23 protein-coding genes and 1 tRNA gene are annotated in these 21,900 nt (G+C 59.3%); 8 read left to right on the forward strand and 16 right to left on the reverse strand.

Features of this window, described 5'->3' with window-relative positions; all coding sequences use genetic code 11:
• The first annotated feature begins 149 nt into the window (after positions 1–149).
• Positions 150–491, forward strand: coding sequence for an MmcQ/YjbR family DNA-binding protein (locus tag VL130_RS06570; RefSeq protein WP_325361941.1), 342 nt, complete (start codon positions 150–152; stop codon positions 489–491).
• Positions 488–1,714, forward strand: coding sequence for a Xaa-Pro peptidase family protein (locus VL130_RS06575; protein ID WP_325361942.1), 1,227 nt, complete (start codon positions 488–490; stop codon positions 1,712–1,714). Before VL130_RS06570 ends, VL130_RS06575 begins: the two co-directional genes overlap by 4 nt.
• Here the strand turns inward: VL130_RS06575 and VL130_RS06580 are convergent.
• Both VL130_RS06580 and VL130_RS06585 read right to left on the reverse strand, forming a co-directional pair.
• Entirely contained in the window at positions 1,711–2,391 is a 681-nt protein-coding gene (locus tag VL130_RS06580) for a peptidylprolyl isomerase (protein WP_325361943.1), read from the reverse strand. The two genes, VL130_RS06575 and VL130_RS06580, sit on opposite strands and share 4 nt — an antisense overlap.
• 59 nt (positions 2,392–2,450) lie before the next feature.
• Positions 2,451–4,631 (reverse strand): glycoside hydrolase family 3 C-terminal domain-containing protein, encoded by a 2,181-nt coding sequence (locus VL130_RS06585; RefSeq protein ID WP_325361944.1) that lies wholly within the window; start codon positions 4,629–4,631, stop codon positions 2,451–2,453.
• 89 nt (positions 4,632–4,720) lie between these two features.
• Between VL130_RS06585 and VL130_RS06590 the strand changes: the two genes are divergently transcribed.
• Entirely contained in the window at positions 4,721–5,509 is a 789-nt protein-coding gene (locus VL130_RS06590) for a DUF899 family protein (RefSeq protein ID WP_325361945.1), read from the forward strand.
• Here VL130_RS06590 and VL130_RS06595 read toward each other — a convergent pair.
• The 6 genes from VL130_RS06595 to VL130_RS06620 all read right to left on the reverse strand — a co-directional run bounded on the left by VL130_RS06595 (position 5,503) and on the right by VL130_RS06620 (position 10,652).
• Entirely contained in the window at positions 5,503–6,159 is a 657-nt protein-coding gene (locus VL130_RS06595) for a DUF6629 family protein (protein ID WP_325361946.1), read from the reverse strand. The genes VL130_RS06590 and VL130_RS06595 overlap by 7 nt on opposite strands.
• A gap of 32 nt (positions 6,160–6,191) precedes the next feature.
• Positions 6,192–6,647 carry a hypothetical protein gene (locus VL130_RS06600; protein WP_325361947.1) on the reverse strand — a complete coding sequence of 152 codons (456 nt, stop codon included), beginning with the start codon at positions 6,645–6,647 and terminating at the stop codon, positions 6,192–6,194.
• Positions 6,648–6,727: 80 nt separating this feature from the next.
• Positions 6,728–7,375, reverse strand: coding sequence for a helix-turn-helix transcriptional regulator (locus VL130_RS06605; protein WP_325361948.1), 648 nt, complete (start codon positions 7,373–7,375; stop codon positions 6,728–6,730).
• 67 nt (positions 7,376–7,442) lie between these two features.
• Positions 7,443–9,503 carry an AsmA family protein gene (locus tag VL130_RS06610; RefSeq protein ID WP_325361949.1) on the reverse strand — a complete coding sequence of 687 codons (2,061 nt, stop codon included), beginning with the start codon at positions 9,501–9,503 and terminating at the stop codon, positions 7,443–7,445.
• Between the two features lie 68 nt (positions 9,504–9,571).
• Positions 9,572–10,156, reverse strand: a complete 585-nt coding sequence (locus VL130_RS06615) for a YdeI/OmpD-associated family protein (protein WP_325361950.1) — start codon at positions 10,154–10,156, stop codon at positions 9,572–9,574.
• Between the two features lie 64 nt (positions 10,157–10,220).
• Positions 10,221–10,652: a hypothetical protein gene (locus tag VL130_RS06620; protein ID WP_325361951.1), complete on the reverse strand. Its 432-nt coding sequence runs from the start codon at positions 10,650–10,652 to the stop codon at positions 10,221–10,223.
• 363 nt (positions 10,653–11,015) lie between these two features.
• Between VL130_RS06620 and VL130_RS06625 the strand changes: the two genes are divergently transcribed.
• Positions 11,016–12,125, forward strand: a complete 1,110-nt coding sequence (locus VL130_RS06625) for a DUF4236 domain-containing protein (RefSeq protein WP_325361952.1) — start codon at positions 11,016–11,018, stop codon at positions 12,123–12,125.
• A 77-nt stretch (positions 12,126–12,202) separates the two neighbouring features.
• On the opposite strand, the gene groL is transcribed toward VL130_RS06625, so the two are convergent.
• Entirely contained in the window at positions 12,203–13,849 is a 1,647-nt protein-coding gene (gene groL, locus VL130_RS06630; protein ID WP_325361953.1) for a chaperonin GroEL, read from the reverse strand.
• Between the two features lie 153 nt (positions 13,850–14,002).
• Complete coding sequence (gene groES, locus VL130_RS06635) at positions 14,003–14,293, reverse strand: co-chaperone GroES (protein WP_325361954.1); 291 nt, start codon at positions 14,291–14,293, stop codon at positions 14,003–14,005.
• 217 nt (positions 14,294–14,510) lie between these two features.
• On the opposite strand from groES, the gene VL130_RS06640 reads away from it, so the two are divergent.
• Complete coding sequence (locus VL130_RS06640) at positions 14,511–14,813, forward strand: DUF883 family protein (RefSeq protein WP_325361955.1); 303 nt, start codon at positions 14,511–14,513, stop codon at positions 14,811–14,813.
• Here VL130_RS06640 and VL130_RS06645 read toward each other — a convergent pair.
• The 5 genes from VL130_RS06645 to VL130_RS06665 all read right to left on the reverse strand — a co-directional run bounded on the left by VL130_RS06645 (position 14,810) and on the right by VL130_RS06665 (position 19,373).
• Positions 14,810–15,652, reverse strand: a complete 843-nt coding sequence (locus tag VL130_RS06645) for an endonuclease/exonuclease/phosphatase family protein (protein ID WP_325361956.1) — start codon at positions 15,650–15,652, stop codon at positions 14,810–14,812. The genes VL130_RS06640 and VL130_RS06645 overlap by 4 nt on opposite strands.
• 133 nt (positions 15,653–15,785) lie before the next feature.
• Complete coding sequence (locus tag VL130_RS06650) at positions 15,786–16,289, reverse strand: helix-turn-helix domain-containing protein (RefSeq protein WP_325361957.1); 504 nt, start codon at positions 16,287–16,289, stop codon at positions 15,786–15,788.
• Between the two features lie 202 nt (positions 16,290–16,491).
• Positions 16,492–17,010: a hypothetical protein gene (locus VL130_RS06655; RefSeq protein ID WP_325361958.1), complete on the reverse strand. Its 519-nt coding sequence runs from the start codon at positions 17,008–17,010 to the stop codon at positions 16,492–16,494.
• A 585-nt stretch (positions 17,011–17,595) separates the two neighbouring features.
• Positions 17,596–18,861: a tetratricopeptide repeat protein gene (locus tag VL130_RS06660; RefSeq protein WP_325361959.1), complete on the reverse strand. Its 1,266-nt coding sequence runs from the start codon at positions 18,859–18,861 to the stop codon at positions 17,596–17,598.
• A complete protein-coding gene (locus VL130_RS06665; protein WP_325361960.1) occupies positions 18,861–19,373 on the reverse strand; it encodes an Lrp/AsnC family transcriptional regulator in 513 nt (170 codons plus the stop codon). Before VL130_RS06665 ends, VL130_RS06660 begins: the two co-directional genes overlap by 1 nt.
• A 227-nt stretch (positions 19,374–19,600) precedes the next feature.
• Between VL130_RS06665 and VL130_RS06670 the strand changes: the two genes are divergently transcribed.
• Both VL130_RS06670 and VL130_RS06675 read left to right on the forward strand, forming a co-directional pair.
• On the forward strand, positions 19,601–20,635 hold the full coding sequence (locus tag VL130_RS06670) for a glycosyltransferase (RefSeq protein WP_325361961.1): 1,035 nt from the start codon (positions 19,601–19,603) through the stop codon (positions 20,633–20,635).
• A gap of 82 nt (positions 20,636–20,717) precedes the next feature.
• Positions 20,718–20,794 (forward strand) — tRNA-Met (locus VL130_RS06675).
• Between the two features lie 9 nt (positions 20,795–20,803).
• On the opposite strand, the gene VL130_RS06680 is transcribed toward VL130_RS06675, so the two are convergent.
• Positions 20,804–21,208: a response regulator gene (locus tag VL130_RS06680; RefSeq protein ID WP_325361962.1), complete on the reverse strand. Its 405-nt coding sequence runs from the start codon at positions 21,206–21,208 to the stop codon at positions 20,804–20,806.
• Positions 21,209–21,459: 251 nt separating this feature from the next.
• On the opposite strand from VL130_RS06680, the gene VL130_RS06685 reads away from it, so the two are divergent.
• Positions 21,460–21,870, forward strand: a complete 411-nt coding sequence (locus VL130_RS06685) for a hypothetical protein (RefSeq protein ID WP_325361963.1) — start codon at positions 21,460–21,462, stop codon at positions 21,868–21,870.
• Positions 21,871–21,900: the final 30 nt, after the last annotated feature.

The following is a 21,900-nucleotide window of genomic DNA, read 5'->3' on the forward strand; positions in this document are numbered from 1 at the left end:
TCCATAACTTATGACATTCTAACTTTTACGATCGCCGGATTTATAACCTCTTAACACCGGTTAACGGGTGTCCGTCAATCAGAAATTACGCCTGAAAAGCGATATGGCGGATGTATCGCGCCGCATGAAGCCGTGATAGCGTCCGCGTCATGAGCCGTGATTTCGTCAATACCTATTGCGCCACCCTGCCCGGCGCCGAAGTGTCCGACCCCTGGGGCGGCGGGCATGATTGCTGGAAGGTCGGCGGTAAGATGTTCGCCTCGATTGGTGCGATAACCCCTGCCGTGGCGGTCAAGACGGCCGATATCGAAACAGCGGAAATGCTGATCGAGGCTGGTGTCGCCGAACGCGCCAAATACCTGCACCGCTCATGGGTTCAGTTACCGTGGGGCACGCCCGAAGATGAACTGCGGGCGCGCATCCTCGAATCCTACAAACTCATCCGCAGCGGACTATCCAAAAAGCTGCAAGCCGCTCTGGGGGAACCATGATTTCGAAACGCGCTTTTTTGACTGGCCTGGCTGCCGCTGGCCTGGCAGGCCCCGCGCTCGCTCAGAAGGCACCGACCTCCCTGGCTGCCAGTGCCAAGCCCATCGACGCCACCGAACGACTGGCGCGCATCAACAAACTGCAAGGCCTGATGCAGGCGCAGGGCATATCCGCCCTGCTGGTCGAATCCGGCTCCACGCTCGATTATTTCACCGGCATCCAGTGGTGGACTTCCGAGCGCGTCACAGCGGCGGTCCTGCCGGCCAAGGGCGCGGCTATCGTCGTCACCCCGGCTTTCGAGGAACCGAGCGTCCGCGAAACCCTGCAAATCGAGGCCGATGTCAGGCCGTGGAATGAGCACGAAAATCCGGAGGCCCTGATCATCCAGGCGCTGAAGGATCGCGGTTTTACGACCGGTCGCATCGCCATCGAACCCGATGTCCGCTTCTTCATCGTCGATGCCCTGAAGGCGCAAGCCCCGGCCTGGGAACTGGTTTCCGGACAGGGGCTGGTCAATGCCTGTCGTCAGATCAAATCGGCCAGCGAACTGGCGTTGATGCAGGTCGCCAACGACATTACTATCGCCGCCCTGCGTCAGGTCCATGCCGCCGTCCAGCCCGGCATGTCCGGCAAGGATATCGGCGCCCTGATGGACAAGGCCACGGCAGCGCTCGGCGGCAGTCCGGAATTTTCCATGGTCCTGCTCAATGAGGCCAGCGCCTATCCACATGGCTCGAAACAGCCGCAGACCGTGCGTGAAGGTTCGGTGATCCTGATGGATTGCGGGTGCAGCGTGCATGGCTACGAATCCGATATTTCGCGCAGTTGGGTCTATGGCGCGCCCTCGGCCAAGCAGCGCAAGGTATGGGAAACGGTGAAGCGCGGGCAGGAGATCGCCCTGGCCACCGCCCGTCCCGGCGTGCCGGTCGGCAGTATCGATGATGCCGTGCGCGCCTATTATGAGAAGGCAGGCTGGGGACCGGGCTATCGCCTGCCGGGCCTGTCGCATCGCACCGGCCACGGCATCGGCATGGACGGCCACGAGTCGCCTTATCTGGTGCACAGCGACCTGACGCCACTGGCGTCCGGTATGTGCTTTTCCGACGAGCCGGGCCTCTATATCCCCGGCGAATTCGGCATTCGGCTGGAGGACTGCTGGCACATGACCGAGGCCGGCCCGAAGTTGTTCACCCCGTTGGCCAGATCCATTGATGAGCCTGTCTAGGCGGATGACGATGTCTCGGCGGCCGCCGTCTCGACACGCCGGGCACCGGTGATCTCGATCGGCGCAGCCAGCATCTGGCCGGACCAGCCGCCTTCGCGCGTGTGGCTGTCGATACGGCCTTTCAGGATGGCCTTCACCACGTCCATGCCCTTGCTGACGTGACCAAAGGCAGCATAGCCCAGCTTATCATCGGAGCCTTCGCGGCCGGCGTCCATATAGGTATTATCGCCAACGCACAGGATGAAGTCGCCGGTCGCCGTGCCGGGGGCGAAACGCGACATCGAAATGGCGCCGTTGGTATGCGACAGCCCGGTCATCTTCGTCGATTCATGGGCGATCGGCGGAAAGGTCGGCCCCTGGATGCTGGCCTGGATAAAGCCGCTCGGACCGGAATGGGCGGCGCGCCAGAAATTAGCGCCCACGATCTTGCCAGCGTCGAGATAGTGCAGGAAATTGGCGGTGGTGAGCGGCGCCTTCTTCGCTTCCAGAACGATCTCTATATCGCCCTTGGTGGTAGTAAGCACCACCGTCACGGTTTCAGGCGGAGGCGGTGGTGGCGCGATCACTTTCGGCGCGACGGGGGCGGGCGCTTCGGCCTTTTCCGGCTTTTTCGAGCAGGCAGCCACGGCTGTCGCCATGAGCGCCAGTCCGGCGCCGATAAATCCCCGTCGTTTCATACGTGTCTCCAATAGTGATCTGCCTCGCACTATCGAAATTTCGGCGGCTTTGGCAAGCCCTACTGCACCGAAAGCGACTGAGTGAGTTTGATATCGGCTGAGGACTCACCGATCATCAGACTGACCGGCGCGGTCTCAACCGTAAACGCCTTGGCATCGACGTTCCAATAGGCCAGTTGCGAAGCTTTCAGCGGGATTTGCATGGTCTGCGTCTCGCCGGCGGCCAGATGGACGCGTCTGAAGCCTTCCAGCTCTTTCATCGGCCGCTCGACCTTCGATTTCGGATAGCCGATATAGAGCTGGACAACCGTATCACCGGCGACCTTACCGGTATTGCTGACATCGACACTGACGGTGATCACGCCATCTTTGGCGATTTGCGGGGCGCTCGTTTTCAGGTTGGCATAACCGAAGGTGGTGTAGCTCAGGCCAAAACCAAAGGGATAGAGCGGCTTAGCCTTGGCGTACATATAGGTGCGGCCGTGGCGGATATTATAGTCCATCATTGGCGGCAACTGATCCATCGAGGCTGGCCAGGTGGTGACCAGATGGCCGCCGGGATTGTAGTCGCCGAAAATCACCTGAGCCAGAGCCGTGCCTTCATCCTGCGACGAATGCGTCATATGCAGGATGGCGGACACATGATCCTGTGACCAGTTGATGGTGTAGGGGAAGCTGGAGATCAGCACCATCACAGTCCTGGGATTGGCGGCATAGACCTGTTTGACCAGTTCCTCCTGCGCCAGGGTCAGGGTTTCGCGGTCACGGCCTTCGCGGCCATCGCCCGGATCGACGCAAGGGTTAGTGCCGGCGTCGTTCCAGTCGTGCGCCATGTTCGGGCCACAGGTCGGGTCATTGCCGACGACGACAATGGCGACATCCGCGGCTTTCGCGGCGGCCACGGCCTTACCGTCGGTGTTATCGGCGGCGTAGATCACTGAGGCCTCGGGACCCATTTTCGCCCGGATAGCTTCTAAAGGTGTAATGGCATATGGCGGCAGGCCCCCGTACCAGTCCCAATGGACACTGTCGGCCAGCGGTCCGATCACGGCGACGGACAACCCTTTTGAAATGTCCAGTGGCAGGGCGCTCTTTTCGTTTTTAAGCAGCACCACCGATTCCAGCGCGATCTGTTTCGACACATCACGGCTGGCGTCGGTATTCCACGGCTCGACGCCATCATGGATTTTGGCATAGGGCACCAATTCCGGCGGATCGAGCAGGCCGAGCTTGATGGCGATACGCATCTTGCGGCGCACGGCGTAATCGATATCAGCTTGAGTCAGCGAACCATCCGCCAGCGCTGCGTGGGTTTCGTCCTTATAGGTATCAAGGAACTGGTTGATCCCGGCCTTGATGCTGGCGACCACGGCGTCCTTCTGGTTGGGGAAGGCCTTGTGCCACTTGACTAGGTTGCCAACCGCGCCGCCATCCGATGACAGCACTTCCACGCCCCATTGCTTGGTCAGAATGCTGTCGAGGATGGGGTGGATGGTCATCGGCGTGCCGTTCCAGGCATTATAGGAGGCCATCACCGCCTTGGCGCCGCCATCCTGAAAAGCCATACGGAAAGGCACGGAATAGTATTCCCAGAACAGCCGCTTATCGAAATCCGACGACGAACCGCTGCGGCCGTTTTCATTGCTGTTGGCCAGGAAGTGCTTGAGCAGGGCGGCGGACTGCCAGTATTTCGGATCGTCGCCTTGCAGGCCCTTCACGAAGGCCGTCGCCATAGTGCCGTTGAAGAACGGGTCTTCGCCATAGACCTCCTCGCTGCGGCCCCAGCGCGGATCGCGCGCCAGGTCGGACTGCGGTCCCCACAGCATCAGGATTTGCCGGTCGTATTTCGGCGTCTGCGAGATATAGCGCGCCTCGTAACCTTCGACACCGGCGGCCTTTTGCACAATCTCCGGGTCCCAGGTTTCTCCCATACCCGGCGGTTGCGGAAATTGCGTGGTGGGGATCGGCGTCAGATTGCGCTTGCCGCCACCGCGCTGGACCACGCCGTGAATGCCTTCGGAACTGCCGATATTGGGAATGCCGAGGCGCGGCACGCCGGTCTGGGTGCCGAGAATGTCGATCTTCTCATCGATCGTCATCAGGGAGAGGATATTGTCGATGCGCTGTTCAGTTGGGAGTTCCGGGTTCTGGAACGGATATTTATTCTGCGCCAGTGCTGGCATGGCCAACAGACAGGCGGCGGATATGGCCAGCACAAGGCGGCGCGAATGACCTGACATGCGTATCTTCTCCTGGAAATGGCCGCTTCTCGGTTGGCGCGATTTTACCGGCGCAACGGGCAGTTATCGGTGAAATTTGTCATACGAAAATGACGCTGGCAAGCACCATTTCCGGCGCGGCCTGCTGCCATATCCGGACACCGGGCGGCGTAGAGTTTTTCCAAACCGGAGCCACCACCATGACCGACACGCTCGTCCCCGCCGTCGAACTGGCGCGCAATAATCCCGTCCGTATCCGCAATGAAAGCGCCGAATACCGCGCCGCGCGCACCGCCCTGCTGGTCGAGGAAATCGAGCTGCGCCGCCATCTCGAGCGGGTCGCGGCTCAGCGTCGGGCCCTGCCGCCGGGCGGTCCGGTGGCAGGCGATTACCAGTTCATGGGCACGGATGGCCCTGTCGATTTCGCCGGCCTGTTCGGCGACAAACAGACCCTCGCCATCTACAGCTACATGTTCGGTCCGCTGCGGGAAAAGCCGTGCCCGATGTGCACCAACCTGCTGGGGCCGCTCGATGCGAATGCCGAAGACCTGGCCCAGCGAATATCGCTCGTTGTCGTGGCGCGGTCGCCGATCGAAAAATTGCAGGCGTGGAAGACGCATCGCGGCTGGCAGAACCTGCGGCTCTACAGCGACCTGAACGACACCTATTCCCGCGATTATTTCGGCCTGCTGCCGGATGGGTCGGAAATTCCGGCGTTCAACTTCTTCACCAAACGCGACGGCACGATCCGCCATTTCTGGTCGGGCGAAATGACCGGCCCGACCGCCGATCCCGGCCAGGACCCGCGCGGCGCGCCGGACATGGCGCCTTTGTGGAATGTGCTCGACTGCACGCCGGAAGGCCGCGGCGAAACCTGGTATCCGAAGCTCGACTACTGAGCGGCGACGGCGGCCGCCGTGATCCGGGACCGGCGGAAATGGTAATAGATCAGGGCGCTGACCAGCGCCGCGAAGAAGCACCAGACCGACGGCCAGTTCAGATGGTAGAAGCTGTAGGCGACGCCGAAGCCGCCGACCATAGCCACGCCGATCCAGCGCACTGTCCGGTGTGACGACACAAAATATGCCGCGCAAGTGGCGATGACATAGGCCGAGCGCACCAGCAGACCGCCGCCGAAGGGGTTGGTGTAGACGAGGCAGTGGTTGATCACCTCGACCCCGACGCCATAGCGCAGAATGATCATGAAGGTGCCGATGGCGACGATGACGCCGATAGTGAAGACCCCCATCATCAGGCGTTTGCGCAGGCGGTCAGGCTCGATCAGCAAGATGCCGAGGGGAATCGCCATCGGCCAGATGACACCGATGAAAAATGCGTAGACCTGGACCAGCAAGTGCGATGCGCCGCCGGTGCCGATTTGCGGCAGCAGCAACCACAAGACGCCTTCGACGAATTGCTGCATGGCGAACAGCAGCGGCACGCTGGCGAAGGGGCGTTCCGACGCTGTACTGGTTTCACGCAGGGCCAATGCCCCGGCCCCGGCGACAAACGCGCTGGCGGCGAAACTGACGGTTGCGGAAAAACACATAAAAGCGAACCCTTTGAATACAGTGGATCAGCTTAGGATGTGTTCGGCAGCAATGTAAACAGTTTCGCCTTGAGCCGTTTGCGTTCGACGCTCCACATGCCCGCCATCAGGGCAAAGGTGATGCCGTAGCCGCTCCATAAAACGACCGCCGTAATCTGGGTATACATGTCGACATGCGAGGACAGGTGGATGGCGAAATGGGAAATGACGGCATTGAGCTGGAAAGCGGCGATGAAAAGCGTCCAGATGCGCCGTGACCACAGGGACAGGATGACGAAGGCGATGAGCGCAATCGTATCGACTGTAACCAAGCCGGCGCCATCATAAACGCCGGGCTGGAGCCTATCCGCCAGTATACTCAGGCCAAACCCGACAAACATGATGCCGCCGCCCCAGCGTTCGGATGGGCCACCGCGCCACAAGGCCCATATGCAACTGACGATGAGCAGAATCGTTCCCGTCCACCCCCAGATAAATTGGATCGTCATGTGTTATTCCGCCATGCTTTCATTTCAATCCGGCAGAAATCCCTCAGAAACGCCAAAGAGGAATCGCCAGACCTGCCCCCTCAGCCGATCTGGCGATTCAGAACCTGAAGGCCTTCCAGGGTGCCGATGACTGCCGCGATTAGCCCGCTGGCCAGTATGGCAGAGAGCACCCCCACAATCACGATCAGACCCAGCCACTGGAAAGCATTCAGGCGGTTCAGTCTTTTTTCAAGGCTGTCCCGTCGTCGGTCAACCAGGCGGTCGCCGCGATCATGCTGAACACCACCTTCTCCGGCCCAACGCTCTGGCTCAGCGCGTACACCGCCTCCAGCGTCTCCTCCACCTGGGATAGCTTGTCCGGGGTGGCCAGCATACGCCAGGCGACTTCCAGATCGCTCCAGCGCATCATCAGATAGGGATCGTTTGGAAAGAAGGGCTTGTTCATGAACCGATACTGAGCCGTCGGGCCTGGTTTCGGCTATCGGTCTTGCCGTCCCTCGGTCGCCGGGACCGAGGCCGGCTTCATGGGCGGCCAGCAAACGCGCGGCATCGCGGCTTGTTGTCACGCCCAGCCGGCGGCGGGCTTCCTCGGTATGGGTCTTGACCGTGCGCTCGCTGATATTGAGCAGCCGCGCCACTTCCTTGGCCTGAAGATGCCGGGAAATCAGCCGCAGGATTTCCTTCTGGCGCCTGGTCAGCGCCTCTACTCCTGCCGTTTTGGTCTCCATCCAGACTCTCCCTTGCCTTGGCGTATATAAACCAGAAATCGCGGACCGTTTCCAGACAAAGGCCGTGCTATTTCCGTTTTGCCGGCATGTCGGATATCAGGGCGGCGCAGTTGGCGTCCTTGGCGTAGTCGATATTGACGAACGGCAGGATCGTATTGAGCGCCAGGGCCAGGCCGCCCTGAACCGCTGCGGGGCCGGCGTCGATGCCGAATTTCGGCGCCGACAGATGCCCGCCGATAACGATCGGCGCATTGATGCGGATCAGCCGGAATTTCTTCGGCTTGCCCTTGAAGACCAGTTTCAGGCTTTCGTCATTGAGGTTGATCGTGCCGCCGCCATTCACCCGCGTGATGCCGGTATCGAAGACCGCATTACTCGCCTGCATGACGCCATTACGGATCTGGAAATCGGCCACGCCGCAGCGCACATCGGTCTGGTGCGGGTCCTTGGTCAGGAGCTGAAACAGTCCCTTGGTGGCGTTGACCCCCATCAGTTCGGCGAAGCTCTGGCGGATCGTGCCGCGCGGCATAACGAGCGTCAGTTGACCATTGGCGCTGGCCGCCGCCTTGTGCACCGAATTGCCGGTGCCGGAAGCCTTCACCCGCGCATCGAGTATTCCTTCCAGCGGTTTTGAACCGCCGACATTGGGTATGAAATCCTGAACGCGCAGGCCGGTCAGGCGCATGTCGAGGCTGTTTTGCTGAACCGCATTGCGCGCATCGATCCGCGCCGTACCTTGCAAACGGCCCTGCGGGAAACTGAACTCGACCGGATCGAGGATCATCAGGCCGTGATCAAGATCGATGCCGAGACTGACCGCGCGTAATGGCATATTATGGATCGCTTTCACCGCCAGCGCCCGGTAGCGCACCCTGGCATCCATGCCGCGCACGCGTTCGATATCGAGCGTCGCATCAGGCAGCAGGCGCCGCGCGGGGGTCTTCGCGGTCGGTGTGGCGGAAATTTCCGCGCCCTGCGGCGCATTGGCCGAGGTGGCGCCGAACAACGAGCCGAGGTCCTTGAAATCGAGCAGACGCGAACGCAGATCACCAGTCAGGTAAGGCCGGTTGTTGCGGCTGGTATCGACCTTGAGAGTCCCCTCGAGATCGCTGCCGCCGACCCGGCCATGGATGCCGGCGATATCGTAGATGCGGTTATTGCGCGTAACCTGGGCGGCAATGCGGTAGGCCGGGGTATTCGGCAAGGTCAGGCCGGTCAGGTAATAGAGATCGGCCAGATTGCGGCCGCTGACCGTCACCGCGCCGGCCAGTTCGCCAAGATTGAACGGATGCAGCACCCGGCCCCTTGCGGTAATCCGCGTATCGCCGGCGCGCACCACCATATCGAACGGATAGGGCACGCTGGTGCGGACATTGAGGAGAGGGCCGCCGGTCGCGTTCAGCTCGAACTTGCGATTGTTCAGGCTTCCGTCGCCGACAAGCGCGAAGGCCTGGCCACCGGCATTGGTCGTTTTGTCGGGGGCCTTTTCATGGGCATTGACCGTGCCGGCGAATGTCAGCTTGCGCTGCACACTGGTCAGGGTCAGGTGCCCGTCATTGATGATAAAGTTCCTGATCGGCGGCAGTTTGGTTGGCTTTCCCTTGTTCTTTCCATTGCTGAAATCCCAGTTGGCGCGGCCATCCTTGTCCTGGTAGAGCTGCACATTCGGCCGGTCGACCTGGAGGTGGGGCAGGACGATGCGGCCGACAAGCACCGGCATCAGTTCGGCGGTGACGGAGAGATTATCGACCTCGGCCAGATAAGGTTTCAGTCCGGCTTTCGCCCCCCAGTCCGGCTGGCCGATCTTCAGGCCGCCGACCGTCGCGGTCGGCGTGAAACTGAACAGGTGGACGCGCAGATCGCCATCGATCCGCACCGGCCTGTGCACACGCCCCGACGCGAGGGAGGCGACCATCGGCCGCGCCCAGTTCCAGTTCGGTTGCGCCAGGAAGATCAGGATCGCACCGATCACCAGCACGATGGCGGCGAGCAGACCCTGGCCCCAGCGCGGCAGGGCGCGCAGTTGCATCCATAATGCCTGCGGCAAATGCTTCAGCCATGCCCAGGCCCTGCGGAGCCAGTCAACAGCCCTGGCTTCGATGCCGGCGATGTCTGCCTTGCTTATCATCTGCAAAGCGTAAGATGACGCGTATCAGGAATCGATCAGGTTATAACCACGGGACTCTACTGACTTCGTTAGGCGATGGTCTCCCGCCGTTGCAACTTGCTCAGGATATCGTCGATCCGCTTCTGACGTGTTTCCGGGCGCTTGGCCGTCTGGAGGCGGTGGTAAATGGTGTAGAGTTGCGCGCGTTTCAGCGTATCAAAAAAGGCTTTGGCGTCGGTGTCTTGCTCCAGCGCGGCCAGAAAATCGTCGGGAATGACCATGTTCGACGAGCCGGCATAGGCGCTCTCCCAGCGTCCGTCGGCGCGCGCCGCCTCGACATGGCTCAGGCCGGAGGGTTGCATAAGCCCCTCTGCGATCAGGCGTTCGGCGTGTTCGCAGTTCTTCTTCGACCAGTTGGATTTGGCGCGCCGTGGCGTCAGGCGCTGTATGAACGACACCTCGTCCAGCGACCGCCTGACGCCATCGATCCAGCCCCAGGCGAGGCACACCACCACGCAGTCCTCCCAGGTGACCGAGGGCGTGCCGGTGCCTTTCTTGTACATCCGCACCCACAGTTCGCTGGCGCTGGCATGGTTGGCTTCCAGCCAGGCCGACAGGTGGGCGGGAGTGGCGAAGGCGAGATGTTCGGCGGATGGCATGACGGTGCTGCTCAAGGATTGAAACCTGAGGCCTGTCCTATCGGATGCTCTTGCCAGAATTTGGCAGTAGGCACTTCAGTCAGGAAGCTTGGTTATCGCTTCGCCTCGGTGCAGCTGTAAAAATGGGGATTGTCGTCACTAAAGGGCGAATAATCGGGCCAGTGGCCGGTTTGCTGCGCCTTGAAGCGGGTGATGGTGTTGCCGCAACGGGGCGGTCGGGATCAAAGGGCGTACCGTCATACCGTATGTCGTTTTCGTGGGCATGGAAGACGGACAGACGGTCGATCTTTGCCATGACGTCCATGCGTCCGTAGATGTCAGTCGCATCCGGATCGTCTTCGATGTCGTCAGTGAAAGCCGGTTGTTTCGGCAATTTCGGTGTTTCATAAAGCTGGGCCAGCATGTGATCGGTGGCCAGCACGCAGCGGCCGGCGCGTTCGGCGCCCAGGAAGGTAACCGGCTGGGGGATGGACTTGACCTCTTCGGCAATCTGGGTCGCAACGGTGCGCAACCGCCGCGTCGCAGGTTTCCATGTGGCCATTATGCGGGCGATTGAAAGGGCGGGGAAAACTGCTACCTTATACCTCCCCGGCTTGCTGGGGAGGGGGACCGCGCCGCGCTTGCGGCGTGGTGGTGGGGTATCTTACTTAATTATCCGCGATCGACATGTCCTAACCAGCCTTCCCGCAAATGGCTCCTGCACGCAAGGAAGAAAGCCAGAAACCCCACCACCATTTCGCTGGGCTCATGGTCCCCCTCCCCGACAAGTCGGGGAGGTATAAGGAAGCCTGTTCAGGAATGTTTCACCGACCTGATTGACTAATGCAAAAATTGAATTTCTATTACCTGAGGTGGAGCGTGGTGAGGGGGAGTAATGCCATTTTATTTTCGTAAATCAGTTAGTGCAGGACCATTCAGATTCAATTTCTCAAAGGGAGGAGTGGGTGTATCTGTCGGTGTGAAAGGGTTTCGTATAGGCACGGGACCGCGCGGTCACTACGTCCATGCTGGAAGAGGCGGGCTTTATTATAGGGCGACTGTAGGGAAGGCTGGAGCCAGAAAAACCAGCCAAAGCCCATTTCAGCCAAGTCCGGTTCCTCAGAGATTTGGTGATACTAACAGCTTCATGATGATCGAAGTTGAATCTGCGGATGTTATGGGTATGCGCGATGAATCTTTTAGTGATTTGCTCGATGAAATTAATAAGAAAAGCGGTCAGGCAAAATTATCAACTTTACTTGGTTGGGGGATTGGACTGCTTGGCTTTCTAATTTCTGCGATGACGCCATATGTTGATTTTTGGCTCTGTTTATTCGCCTTGCCAGGATGGGGGTTTGGCAAATGGATGGATAGCTATCGACGAACTACAGTCCTGTTTTATGAAATAGACGAGGATTTTGAACGTCGTTACCAAGCTATTACTTCCAACTTCGACAAACTTTGTGAATGTGCGGGGAAATGGCACATGGAAGCAGGTGGAGCTGTAACTGATCTCACGACGTGGAAGCGGAATGCGGGAGCGTCGCATCTTGTTCAAAAAAAGCCAACGATTTTGGCCTATAAATTACCACCCATTATCACTAGTAATGTAACGCCCCCAGCTTTTCATGTTGGGCGCCAAATTATGTACTTCCTGCCTGATGTCGTACTCATGCAAGATGGTGTTAAGATGGGAGCTATTTCATATAGCGATCTTCATATTAGGTGGCAGGATTCTAATTTCATCGAGGAAGGCCCAGTCCCTCGTGATGCCGTTGTCATTGGACATACTTGGAAGCATCCGAACAAAAGTGGGGGGCCTGATCGTCGTTTTAGGGATAATCACCAAATCCCCATATGCCGATATGAAGTAATGCATTTCACAAGCTCTTCTGGCGTTAATGAACTCGTGGAGTTTTCTCGTACCGGTGTCACTGCGGGCTTTTCTACGGCAATAGGCAATATGTTGAAAAATCCAAATGCGATTGGGTATGGAAAAGACTAAATGCCATTAGCGTTACATAAAAAAAGAGCGGGCCTTGCGACCCGCTCTTTCCATTTTCAGTCGGTGGTCGGGATGGATTAGAAATCCATACCGCCCATGCCGCCCATGCCGCCGCCCATTTGCGGAGCCGGGGGGGCGTCCTTCTTGGGGGCTTCGGCGACAGCGGCTTCCGTGGTGATCAGGATGCCGGCGACCGAAGCGGCGTCTTGCAGCGCCGTGCGGACAACCTTGGCCGGATCAATAACGCCATCGGCAACCAGATCGACATACTGTTCGGTCTGGGCGTTGAAGCCGAAGGTGGCCGATTCATTGGCCAGAACGGCATTGACGACGACGGAGCCTTCAACGCCCGAGTTTTCGGCGATCTGACGCAGGGGCGCCTGGATCGCACGACGGACGATATTGATGCCGGCCGTCTGGTCGGGGTTGACGCCTTCGAGACCCTTGAGGGCCAGCGAGGCCTTCAGGAGCGCCGTGCCGCCGCCGGGGACGATGCCTTCTTCAACGGCCGCGCGGGTGGCGTTGAGGGCGTCGTCGACGCGGTCCTTCTTTTCCTTGACTTCGACTTCGGTCGAGCCGCCGACGCGGATGACGGCAACGCCGCCGGCCAGCTTGGCCAGACGTTCCTGCAGCTTTTCCTTGTCGTAGTCCGAGGTGGTTTCCTCGATCTGCTTCTTGATCTGGCCGATGCGCGACTCAATGTCGGACTTCTCGCCGGAACCATCAACGATCGTGGTGTTTTCCTTGGTGATGGTCACCTTCTTGGCGCGGCCGAGTTGGTCGAGCGAGACGGTTTCCAGCTTGATGCCGAGGTCTTCGGAGATCACTTCGCCCTTGGTCAGGACGGCGATGTCTTCCAGCATGGCCTTGCGGCGGTCGCCGAAGCCAGGCGCCTTGACGGCGGCAACGCGCAGGCCGCCACGCAGGCGGTTGACGACGAGGGTGGCCAGGGCTTCGCCTTCAACGTCTTCGGCGATGATCAGCAGCGGACGGCCGGACTGGACGACGGCCTCTAAGATCGGCAGCATGGGCTGGAGCGACGAGATCTTCTTGTCGAACACCAGGATGTACGGGTCTTCGAGGACGACTTCCATCTTGTCGGGGTTGGTGATGAAGTAAGGCGACAGGTAGCCGCGGTCGAACTGCATGCCTTCGACGACGTCGAGTTCGGTTTCGGCGGTCTTGGCTTCTTCAACCGTGATGACACCTTCATTGCCGACCTTTTCCATGGCCTTGGCGATCATTTCACCGACTTCGGTGTCGCCATTGGCCGAGATGGTGCCGACCTGGGCGATTTCGGCGTTGGTCGTGACCTTCTTGGAGGACGCCTTGATTTGCTCGACGACGATGGCGACAGCCTTGTCGATGCCGCGCTTCAGGTCCATCGGGTTCATGCCGGCGGCGACCGACTTCATGCCTTCCTGCACGATGGCTTGCGCCAGCACAGTTGCGGTGGTGGTGCCGTCACCGGCCTTGTCGTTGGTCTTGGAGGCGACTTCGCGGATCATCTGCGCGCCCATGTTTTCGAACTTGTCTTCCAGTTCGATTTCCTTGGCGACGGAGACGCCGTCCTTGGTCGAGCGCGGGGCGCCGAAGGACTTGTCGAGCACGACGTTGCGGCCCTTGGGGCCGAGGGTCACTTTAACAGCGTTAGCGAGGATGTTTACGCCGCGCAGCATCTTGTCGCGCGCGTCGGAACCGAAGAGAACTTGTTTGGCAGCCATGATATGTAGTCCTATCTTTTGGCGTTGAATTGAAAGGTTTTTGGATGGGTGCTTGACCCGAAGCAAGAAACCCCACCACCACATCTCGCCGCTTCGCGGCGTCGTGCGGTCCCCCTCCCCAACAAGTCGGGGAGGTATAGGCGGGGCAGAAAATTACTTCGTCAGAACGCCCAGAACGTCGGATTCCTTCAGGATCAGCAGGTCTTCGCCGTCGATCTTGACTTCCGTACCGCCCCACTTGCCGAACAGGATGCGGTCGCCGGCCTTGACGTCGAGCGCGACTTGCTCGCCCTTGTCATTGCGGGCGCCGGGGCCGACGGAGACGACTTCGCCTTCCTGCGGCTTTTCCTTGGCGGTGTCAGGGATGATGATGCCACCCTTGGTCTTGGATTCTTCTTCGACTCTTTTGACCAGAACGCGGTCGCCTAACGGGCGAAAGCTCATGGGATGTCTCCATTTTCATTTTGTTAAGGATGCGTGTTAGCAGTCGCCCACGGCGAGTGCTAAGGCGGCTTTGAAGTAGTGCCGGTGCCTGCCGGAGTCAAGAGGGAGGCAAGGGCGGTTCCTCACAAAAAAATTATAAAATGGTCTGAAATCCGAACGGTTTAATCACTATATTCCCGTTAGGTTTGATCCTAACCGCAATTCTGAGGAGCCTGTTATGTTGTCTGCCAAGGCCAAAGCCGCCGCCCGTAAGCTGGAATCGCTCAATGAAGGCGAGGTCGAGTCGATTTCCGAAATGATCAGGCACGAGGTCGAGCACGCCACGCATGTGGTGGCCGAACGCGCCAAGGAAGCCGAGGCCAGGGTGCGCGATTTCGCCGATCACGCCAGTGACGATGTGAAGCGCTATTCCAGCCAGGCGAAGCACAAGATCGAGGAAAATCCGCTGCCGTCGGTGGCGATTGCCTTGGGCGTCGGGTTTATCCTGGGCGCCCTTCTGATCCGCGGCGATCGCCGCTAAGGCAAGACCACATCCGCCACGATCGGGAAGTGATCGGAAATCACCCGGCCATCGAAACTGTCGGTCAGGACGGCGAAACGGCTGACAGTTAGCGCGCGATCGACGAAGATGTGGTCGATCGCCTCGCCGTTGGTCTGAGCGATCTTGAAATCATTGAAGGTGCCCGCCGGGCCGAAATCGATGGCGGCGCCGATGCGGGCATCCTTCAGATTGAGGCCCTCTTCGCTGCTTAATATGCGGTAGGGCGTACTGTCGACGCCGGTATTGAAATCGCCCATGACCATGACGACGGCCTCCTTGTAACGCGGGATGGCCTCAAGCTGACGTGCGCAATTTTCGCGCGCCACTACGCCGACATTGTCGAAATGGGTATTGCGGACATCGAGCAACCGGCCGCTCAGTTTGTCGCGCAGGACCAACCGCGTGATGGTGCGGGGATAGGCGGCGTCGGCGTCCTTTCCGGGCGCACCCGGCGTTTTCGAGCACCATTGCGTGCTGGCCTCAAGCCGTTCAAACCGTTCACGGCTGTAAAACAAGGCGGTGGTTTCGCCGTTCTTGCCGTCGTCGCGGCCAAGGCCGTAATGGTCGTAGCCCGGCAGGCGGTCGGCGAGGTCGGCCACGGCGGTCTGCGCCGCTTCCTGAACGCCGAAGATATCGGGTGCGGTGAAGGCGATCTGTTTCGCCATCGGATCACGGCGCTCGGCCCAGCGCGGATTATCGCTGCTGACATCGACGCGGACATTATAGCTCATCAGCCGCACTGTGGGGCCGGCCAAAACCGGCGATGCGGTGAATATCAGCGCCAAAGCCAGAGCGCCCAAGCCTGTCCATATCCGCATATCAGTCCTCCGCCTGTGTCAGCTCGTTATTGTATTCTATAATATCGGCCGGTTGGCACGCCAGGACCAAACACATCTTCGAGAGTGATGTCTGGTTCGACAGTGGAATCTGGGCTTTCTATAAAAGCGGGGATTAATCGATCTCTTCGGCGACGAGGCGGGCGCGGTTCAGTTCGCCGATCGATTTGGCCTCGGGGTTTTGCTGCGAGAACAGGTCGGTCATCTGCACGCGCTGCTCACAGTGGGCGCAGTGCGCCACCGGGCTAAACGAATGGCCGCAGGTTTCGTGGATCAGTTCGGTGACCGGTTTTTCCTCGCCATAGACATGACGTGAACCCCAGTCGTTCATGAAAACGATCATTGGGCGCAGTTCCTGCCCCTTTTGCGTGAGGATGTATTCGTAGCGGCGCGGGCGTTCGCAATAAAGGCGCGGCTCGAAAATACCGTGGGCGACAAGGTGCTTGAGGCGCGCGGCCAGCACATTGCGCGCCAGGCCCAGGGCTTCCTGCCATTGTTCGAACCGGCACAGGCCGTCAAACGCATCGCGGATGATCAGCAAGGTCCAGGGTTCGCCGACGATTTCAAGGCTGGCCGCGATGGCGCACCTCTGCTTACTGTAATCTGCTGATCGACCCATTGTTCAGTTTGAACTCTTACTTTTTCGATTTTTGGCAGGGCCGATGTAGCCATGCTCACGGCGCATAACCAAGCAAAATAATTTTAATATTATGTGGAGAATGAAAGATAATGCAAAGATAATATGTCGCACATGCGCATGGTGCCGCGTGAAATATCACGCGACCATTCATCTCTTTGTTTGTGTTTGTTTTTCAGTGCGCTTAGCGATTCAGGGCGTAGAGCGCGGAAAAGGCGCGCGCCATGCGGGCTTCATCATTGCGAATGAAATCGGTTTCAAAATGATCGCCCTGCCAGTGCAGCAGCACTGTGGTATCGCCATCGAGGCCCAGGATCAGGCTGTCGTTTGTGGTGTGAATGCCGGCGGTGGCGCAATCGGTGGTGTAGGTGCCGCAGTCGGCCTGATAAACGCCGGCGGCGGCAACGTGCAGGTTGGGCGTACTGTTGCCGCTATCGACGCTGGTGACGCGGATATCCTCATCGCCATTGACCGTATTGAGGCGGACATGGATGGCGACGCGGCCGGTATCAGCCTCACCCGCCATGTAAAGTTCGTCCGTGCGGCCGTCGCCGTCGAAATCACCGCTGCGCGCCAGGGTTTGGCTGGAGTGGCTCAAGGTGTTGAAATCGGGCGTCAGGGTTGAGGCGTCGGCCAGGCTGGCGATCATCATGCCGCCGGCGGCCAAAGCGGCCAAAAGAGTTCCCAAAACAACTGTTCGCATACGCATTTCCGCACCTGTAAGCCTGCGGGCCGGCTGTCCGTTTTCGGTACAGTCCTGAACCCTTTGCGTGGGACTCACGCAAGGCCGATGCCAGATTTGCCACAGCGGCAACCGGATGACAATAATAATTTGTTAACTAATTAGATGATTGTAAAATGAGGAAAACGGCGAGATCTCCCCCGGCTTGGGTGGTAAATGCGTGTGGGCTTCCGGCGGCGACGGGTGCGGTCTGGGCTGGGTTCGGCGGTCTTCTGTGCGCAAAAGGGCGATCAGGGCTTCCGATCCGAGACTCAATAACACCATGATGACGACTCCTGTTATGCGATTGAGAATAAATCGCATAACGGAAATGGCAAGCGGAAAATGAGTCACGTTTTGGTGTGAAAAAGATAAGGGGATCACGGAAAGGCACGGAATTCTTTGCGTGACAGCTTCTGCGCGACGCGCGATCACGTCACATCTGTTTTCACAGACGCGCGGCAAATGCCCTGCGGGCGCAGGCGTCATCACAAGCTCATATTTTCGTGTGTTTCCGTCTTCTTCCGTGCCTTTCCGTGATCCTCTTCAACAGGAATTCGCACAAAGCTACGGCTTAAGCTTGATCACGCCGATAATCGCCGGTTCGGGGGTATCGGTTTTCGCATTGCCGCGATCATCGAGATTGCCCCACTGGCTGTCGGCGACGAAGACGAACTCATCGCCCGCCACCACGCCCTGCGTCGGCTGCGACAACAGCTTGTCCGAGCGCAGCAGGATCTCGACTTTTTCGACCTGCGTCCAGTCGGCCGACATATGCAGGCGCAGGATTCGGTTGGGTTTTAGGCCATTCTGCACCGCGATCAGGTCGTTGCCGTGGCGGCTGAGCGAGGTGATGCCTAAAAGGTTGCCGTCCGCCGGCGGCAACAGGCGCGCCATGCTGCCAGCCGTCAGATCAACGCGGTAAAGCCCGGAGGTGAAGTCGGCGACCATCAACGCCGTGGCGTCGGCATTTTCGGCCAGGCCCTGCGGGCTGTCCATATAGCCTTCGGGGATCAGCACTTCCAGATCCTTGCCATAGCCGGTCAGGCGCAGAACCTCGCCGTGGGCGGTATCGGCGACATAGAGATCGTCGCGCCCCGGCAGCAAATGACCGAACTCCCGGTCTTTTTTGGCCGGGTCGCTGACCGCTGAGATGACTTTCCCATCCGCAGCGGCGAAGGCGACGATCTTGGAATTGACCGGCTTGGCGGGATCGTAACCCTGGGTCAGGCGGCTTTGCACTGTGGCGGCCCACAACGTGCCATCGCGCAGGCCCAGACCATAGGCGGCGACGCCTGGCCGGAAGGCGATGACATCGCGCGCACCTTCCGGCGACAGGGCGAGGATCTTGCCGTCATGGATGCTGCTCAGGTAAAGCTGGCTAGGGTCCGGCACATAGGCGAGCCCCTCAACGATATTGAGCCCTTTGAGGGCGGTCAGGCCCTCCATATCGCCTATCGTCGTCTGGTTGGCCTGGAGCTGGTTTTCCAGATCGCCGTCCCAGATGGCGTTGAACTCGGTGTTTTTGCTGAGATCGAGCAGATTGCCGCGCCGCAGATAATCGAGCAGCGCCGCCTTGGCTTCGGGTTTGCGCTTTTGTTTCAGGAAGGCCTGCGCGCTCAACAGGGGAATGGAGGGCGAATCCGGCAGAATGGCCTGCGCCTTGGCGAAAGCGTCCAGAGCGGCGGCCGTGTCGCCCTTGTCGAGCGCGGTCATGCCGTCGCCGCGCAGGGTGCGGAACTGGCCGAGATCGGAAGCCGGGTCGACGGCCTGCGCCTGCGCTGAGGCCGCCAAACCAAAGGCCAGACAGGAGATCAGCCAGATATGCCGCATTATTTCTCTCCCGTTGCCTTAGAGGCGCCCGTCAGGTCGATCACCAGGCTGATCGGCACCGCCGTCGTCTGGCGCACGCTGCGCATGATAATGCGGCTTTCGACGCCGGACACAAGGTCCGAGGCCAGCAGCTTGTCGCGCAGGAAATCGTCATAGGCGTGCATGTCGCGCGTCATCACCCGCAGCATATAGTCCTCGTGGCCGGTGACGGTCTGGCAACTGACGACTTCAGGCCAGTTTTCCAGCCGCGACTCGAAGGCTTCCAGATTGCTGCGTGAGGGCAGGGACAGCTTGACCGAGACATAGACCTCGAAACCAAGGCCGAGCTTTTCGGCGTCGAGCACCGTCACACGCTTGCGGATCACGCCCAGGTCTTCCAGCCGCTTGATGCGCCGCCAGCAGGGCGAGGGCGACAGGCCGACACGTTCGGCCAGATCGGCCACGGAGAGCGAGGCGTCCTCCTGGATCAGTTCCAGGATACGGGCATCAAGTTCATCAATCAGATCGGACAAAATTTACCCCCGGAACGCATCTCGGCACAACACATTCCTATTACTGAGCACATTTGGGGCAAATTTCTACCTAAAAACGCCAGCCAAATCCTAAAAAGCATCAAATGAAACGAATTGGCGACTTTCCGGCATCCGAATAACGAAAATAGCGGTAAAGGGCTGTAATTCCGCCGAATATCTGTACGATAAAACCCTGAGTTTTTCGTCTGTCTCCGGATAAGTCTTCCATGCGCGTCCTCAATATCATGCTGGCCCAGGTGCGCGGTGGTGTCGAAACCATGTCCCTGCGTTACCACGAAGCGATGACGGCGGCGGGGATAGACGTTTTAAGTCTTGGCCACAGCGATGGCGTGTTGGCGCATCACCTGCCGGCGGCGGCGTTCCGCCGGGTCAATGCGCTGGTCAATCACGATCCCTTCGCCGCCTGGGCGCTACGCCGCATCGCCCGCGAATTTCGCCCCGATATCGTCCTGACGCATGGCAACCGCGCTACCGGCATCGCGCTGCTGCCCTTTCTCGGTACGGCGAAAAAGACGGTGCAGGTGGTGCATAATTTCCGCCACAAGGGCCAACTCAGCCGGCTGCGCGCCGCTATCTGCGTCTCCGACTCGGTGCATGACAGCGTGGCGGCATCGCATCCGGATATGCCGCTGTTTACCGTCGCCAATTTCGGTCCGCTGAATGAGCGCCCGGTCAAGTCGGCGCCAAAGGGAACGCCGGTGCTGGGCACCCTGGGGCGACTGCACGTCAACAAGGGCATAGATGTCATGGTGCGCGCCCTGGCTCTTCTGAAAGCGCAGGGCGTGGATGCTATCCTGAAAATCGCCGGTGATGGCCCGGAAATGCCGCACCTGACGCGCCTGATCATCGACGAAGGCGTCTCCGATCGCGTTCAGTTCGCCGGCTGGATCAATGAGCCGGCGGATTACCTGCACGGGCTCGACCTGTTTGTGCTGCCGTCGCGCGTCGAGCCGTTCGGGCTGGTGGTGGCCGAAAGCATGGCGGCCGGCGTGCCGGTGGTGGCGACCGATATCGATGGCCCGAAGGAGATTTTACAGCACGGCGCGCTCGGTCAGCTCTGTGCCGCGGAAGACCCGGAGGGGCTGGCGGCGGCTATAAGCACCGCCCTGGCCGACTGGAAAACGACGCTGGAAAAGGCCCGTAATGCGCAGGTCTATGCCCTGTCGCAGTTCAGCCTGGCGGCCGGCCAGGCGCGTCTGGTGAAGACGCTCGAACAAATTGCGCAAAATCACTTATCTTAAGTCTTGAACCCCTCCGACATATTGGTTATACGCCCTCCCTCCGAGAGCGTGAACCTGTCCGCTCTCGATAAGGCACTGGTACGGTTGGGTAGCTCAGTTGGTTAGAGCGGTGGATTCATAACCCACAGGTCGGCGGTTCGGATCCGCCTCCAACCACCAGTCGCCGCCTTAATGCGGCGCCGGATTGCTATCGAGCATGTCTTTCAGCGCCCACAAATCTACCGGCTTGGTAAGGTGTTCGTCAAAACCGGCTTCTCTGGTGCGTCGGCGCGTTTCGGCATCGCCCCACCCGGTTTGTGCCACCACGCGTAGGCCACAAAGGGCCGGATTTTTCCGCAGTTGCCGGCACACCTCGTAACCGTCCATGATGGGCATGCCGATATCGAGCAGGACGATTTCCGGCTGAAAATCATCCGCGACGGCAACAGCGGAAACACCATCATAGCAAGTCCTGACTTCATAGCCATACATTTCCATCGCCCAGCTTAGTGTCATGGCGGAGGACTCGTTGTCATCGACGACCAGAATGCGTCGGGCGGTATGAGCCGCGGTATGGGTAGTCATTTCAGACATGATGTCTCGCCTTATGCGTTTGCTGAATTGAGCGTCCGCCGGGCCCGCTACAGTTGCTGAATTCTTTCGCTTATCGTTAAGCTTAGTGCACTCAAAATAAGGACTCGATGGGAGACGCGCGACACGCTTGAGTTTGCAGGGGCAGCCTTATTTCTTATTGATGTTTCTCCATTGCGTAACCCGGATATTCTTTATGTCCTTGTCCTTAGTGTGCAGTGCAACGCACCCCTAAATGACAAATGGAGCTGATCATGGATACCCTGGACAAGTTCGAAAACACTGTGGCCGCTGCTGTTGATGATATGAAGCCGGAAAACGGCACGGATAAAGAGACGGATACGTTTGTTGACGATGTTGTCGATGAGGCCGTTGCCGTCAGCCGGAAAACAGACTGGCGCAAAATTGCCGGCTATGCGGCTGTGGCGGCCGCTGGCGCGCTTGCCGGTTACGCTTATGGCAAAAGCCATCAGAAAACAGCGAAAACGCGTGTGGAACGCCTGCGCGATCAGTTAGGCCTGGGGACTGTCGATATGTCGCGCCTGCCGTCCAGCCTGCGCGATATCGATTTTAACCGCGTTAAGAAGACCGGTCATGATGTTGGCTCCTATGCGAAGAAAGCGACGCATCTCAGTGCCAAGAAGGTCGCCGAACTGACACGCTGATTGACTAAGTCCCGCTTGAAAAGGCCGGGC

This window comes from Asticcacaulis sp. (assembly GCF_035497195.1).
Classification (GTDB): domain Bacteria; phylum Pseudomonadota; class Alphaproteobacteria; order Caulobacterales; family Caulobacteraceae; genus Asticcacaulis.

What these genes read in the sequence shown, in the direction of transcription:
- VL130_RS06570 (WP_325361941.1), top strand. Translation starts at nt 150, where the DNA reads ATGAGCCGTGATTTCGTCAATACCTATTGCGCCACCCTGCCCGGCGCC.
- VL130_RS06575 (WP_325361942.1), top strand. Translation starts at nt 488, where the DNA reads ATGATTTCGAAACGCGCTTTTTTGACTGGCCTGGCTGCCGCTGGCCTG.
- VL130_RS06580 (WP_325361943.1), bottom strand. Translation starts at nt 2,391, where the DNA reads ATGAAACGACGGGGATTTATCGGCGCCGGACTGGCGCTCATGGCGACA.
- VL130_RS06585 (WP_325361944.1), bottom strand. Translation starts at nt 4,631, where the DNA reads ATGTCAGGTCATTCGCGCCGCCTTGTGCTGGCCATATCCGCCGCCTGT.
- VL130_RS06590 (WP_325361945.1), top strand. Translation starts at nt 4,721, where the DNA reads ATGACGCTGGCAAGCACCATTTCCGGCGCGGCCTGCTGCCATATCCGG.
- VL130_RS06595 (WP_325361946.1), bottom strand. Translation starts at nt 6,159, where the DNA reads ATGTGTTTTTCCGCAACCGTCAGTTTCGCCGCCAGCGCGTTTGTCGCC.
- VL130_RS06600 (WP_325361947.1), bottom strand. Translation starts at nt 6,647, where the DNA reads ATGACGATCCAATTTATCTGGGGGTGGACGGGAACGATTCTGCTCATC.
- VL130_RS06605 (WP_325361948.1), bottom strand. Translation starts at nt 7,375, where the DNA reads ATGGAGACCAAAACGGCAGGAGTAGAGGCGCTGACCAGGCGCCAGAAG.
- VL130_RS06610 (WP_325361949.1), bottom strand. Translation starts at nt 9,503, where the DNA reads ATGATAAGCAAGGCAGACATCGCCGGCATCGAAGCCAGGGCTGTTGAC.
- VL130_RS06625 (WP_325361952.1), top strand. Translation starts at nt 11,016, where the DNA reads ATGCCATTTTATTTTCGTAAATCAGTTAGTGCAGGACCATTCAGATTC.
- groL (WP_325361953.1), bottom strand. Translation starts at nt 13,849, where the DNA reads ATGGCTGCCAAACAAGTTCTCTTCGGTTCCGACGCGCGCGACAAGATG.
- groES (WP_325361954.1), bottom strand. Translation starts at nt 14,293, where the DNA reads ATGAGCTTTCGCCCGTTAGGCGACCGCGTTCTGGTCAAAAGAGTCGAA.
- VL130_RS06640 (WP_325361955.1), top strand. Translation starts at nt 14,511, where the DNA reads ATGTTGTCTGCCAAGGCCAAAGCCGCCGCCCGTAAGCTGGAATCGCTC.
- VL130_RS06645 (WP_325361956.1), bottom strand. Translation starts at nt 15,652, where the DNA reads ATGCGGATATGGACAGGCTTGGGCGCTCTGGCTTTGGCGCTGATATTC.
- VL130_RS06650 (WP_325361957.1), bottom strand. Translation starts at nt 16,289, where the DNA reads ATGGGTCGATCAGCAGATTACAGTAAGCAGAGGTGCGCCATCGCGGCC.
- VL130_RS06655 (WP_325361958.1), bottom strand. Translation starts at nt 17,010, where the DNA reads ATGCGAACAGTTGTTTTGGGAACTCTTTTGGCCGCTTTGGCCGCCGGC.
- VL130_RS06660 (WP_325361959.1), bottom strand. Translation starts at nt 18,861, where the DNA reads ATGCGGCATATCTGGCTGATCTCCTGTCTGGCCTTTGGTTTGGCGGCC.
- VL130_RS06670 (WP_325361961.1), top strand. Translation starts at nt 19,601, where the DNA reads ATGCGCGTCCTCAATATCATGCTGGCCCAGGTGCGCGGTGGTGTCGAA.
- VL130_RS06680 (WP_325361962.1), bottom strand. Translation starts at nt 21,208, where the DNA reads ATGTCTGAAATGACTACCCATACCGCGGCTCATACCGCCCGACGCATT.
- VL130_RS06685 (WP_325361963.1), top strand. Translation starts at nt 21,460, where the DNA reads ATGGATACCCTGGACAAGTTCGAAAACACTGTGGCCGCTGCTGTTGAT.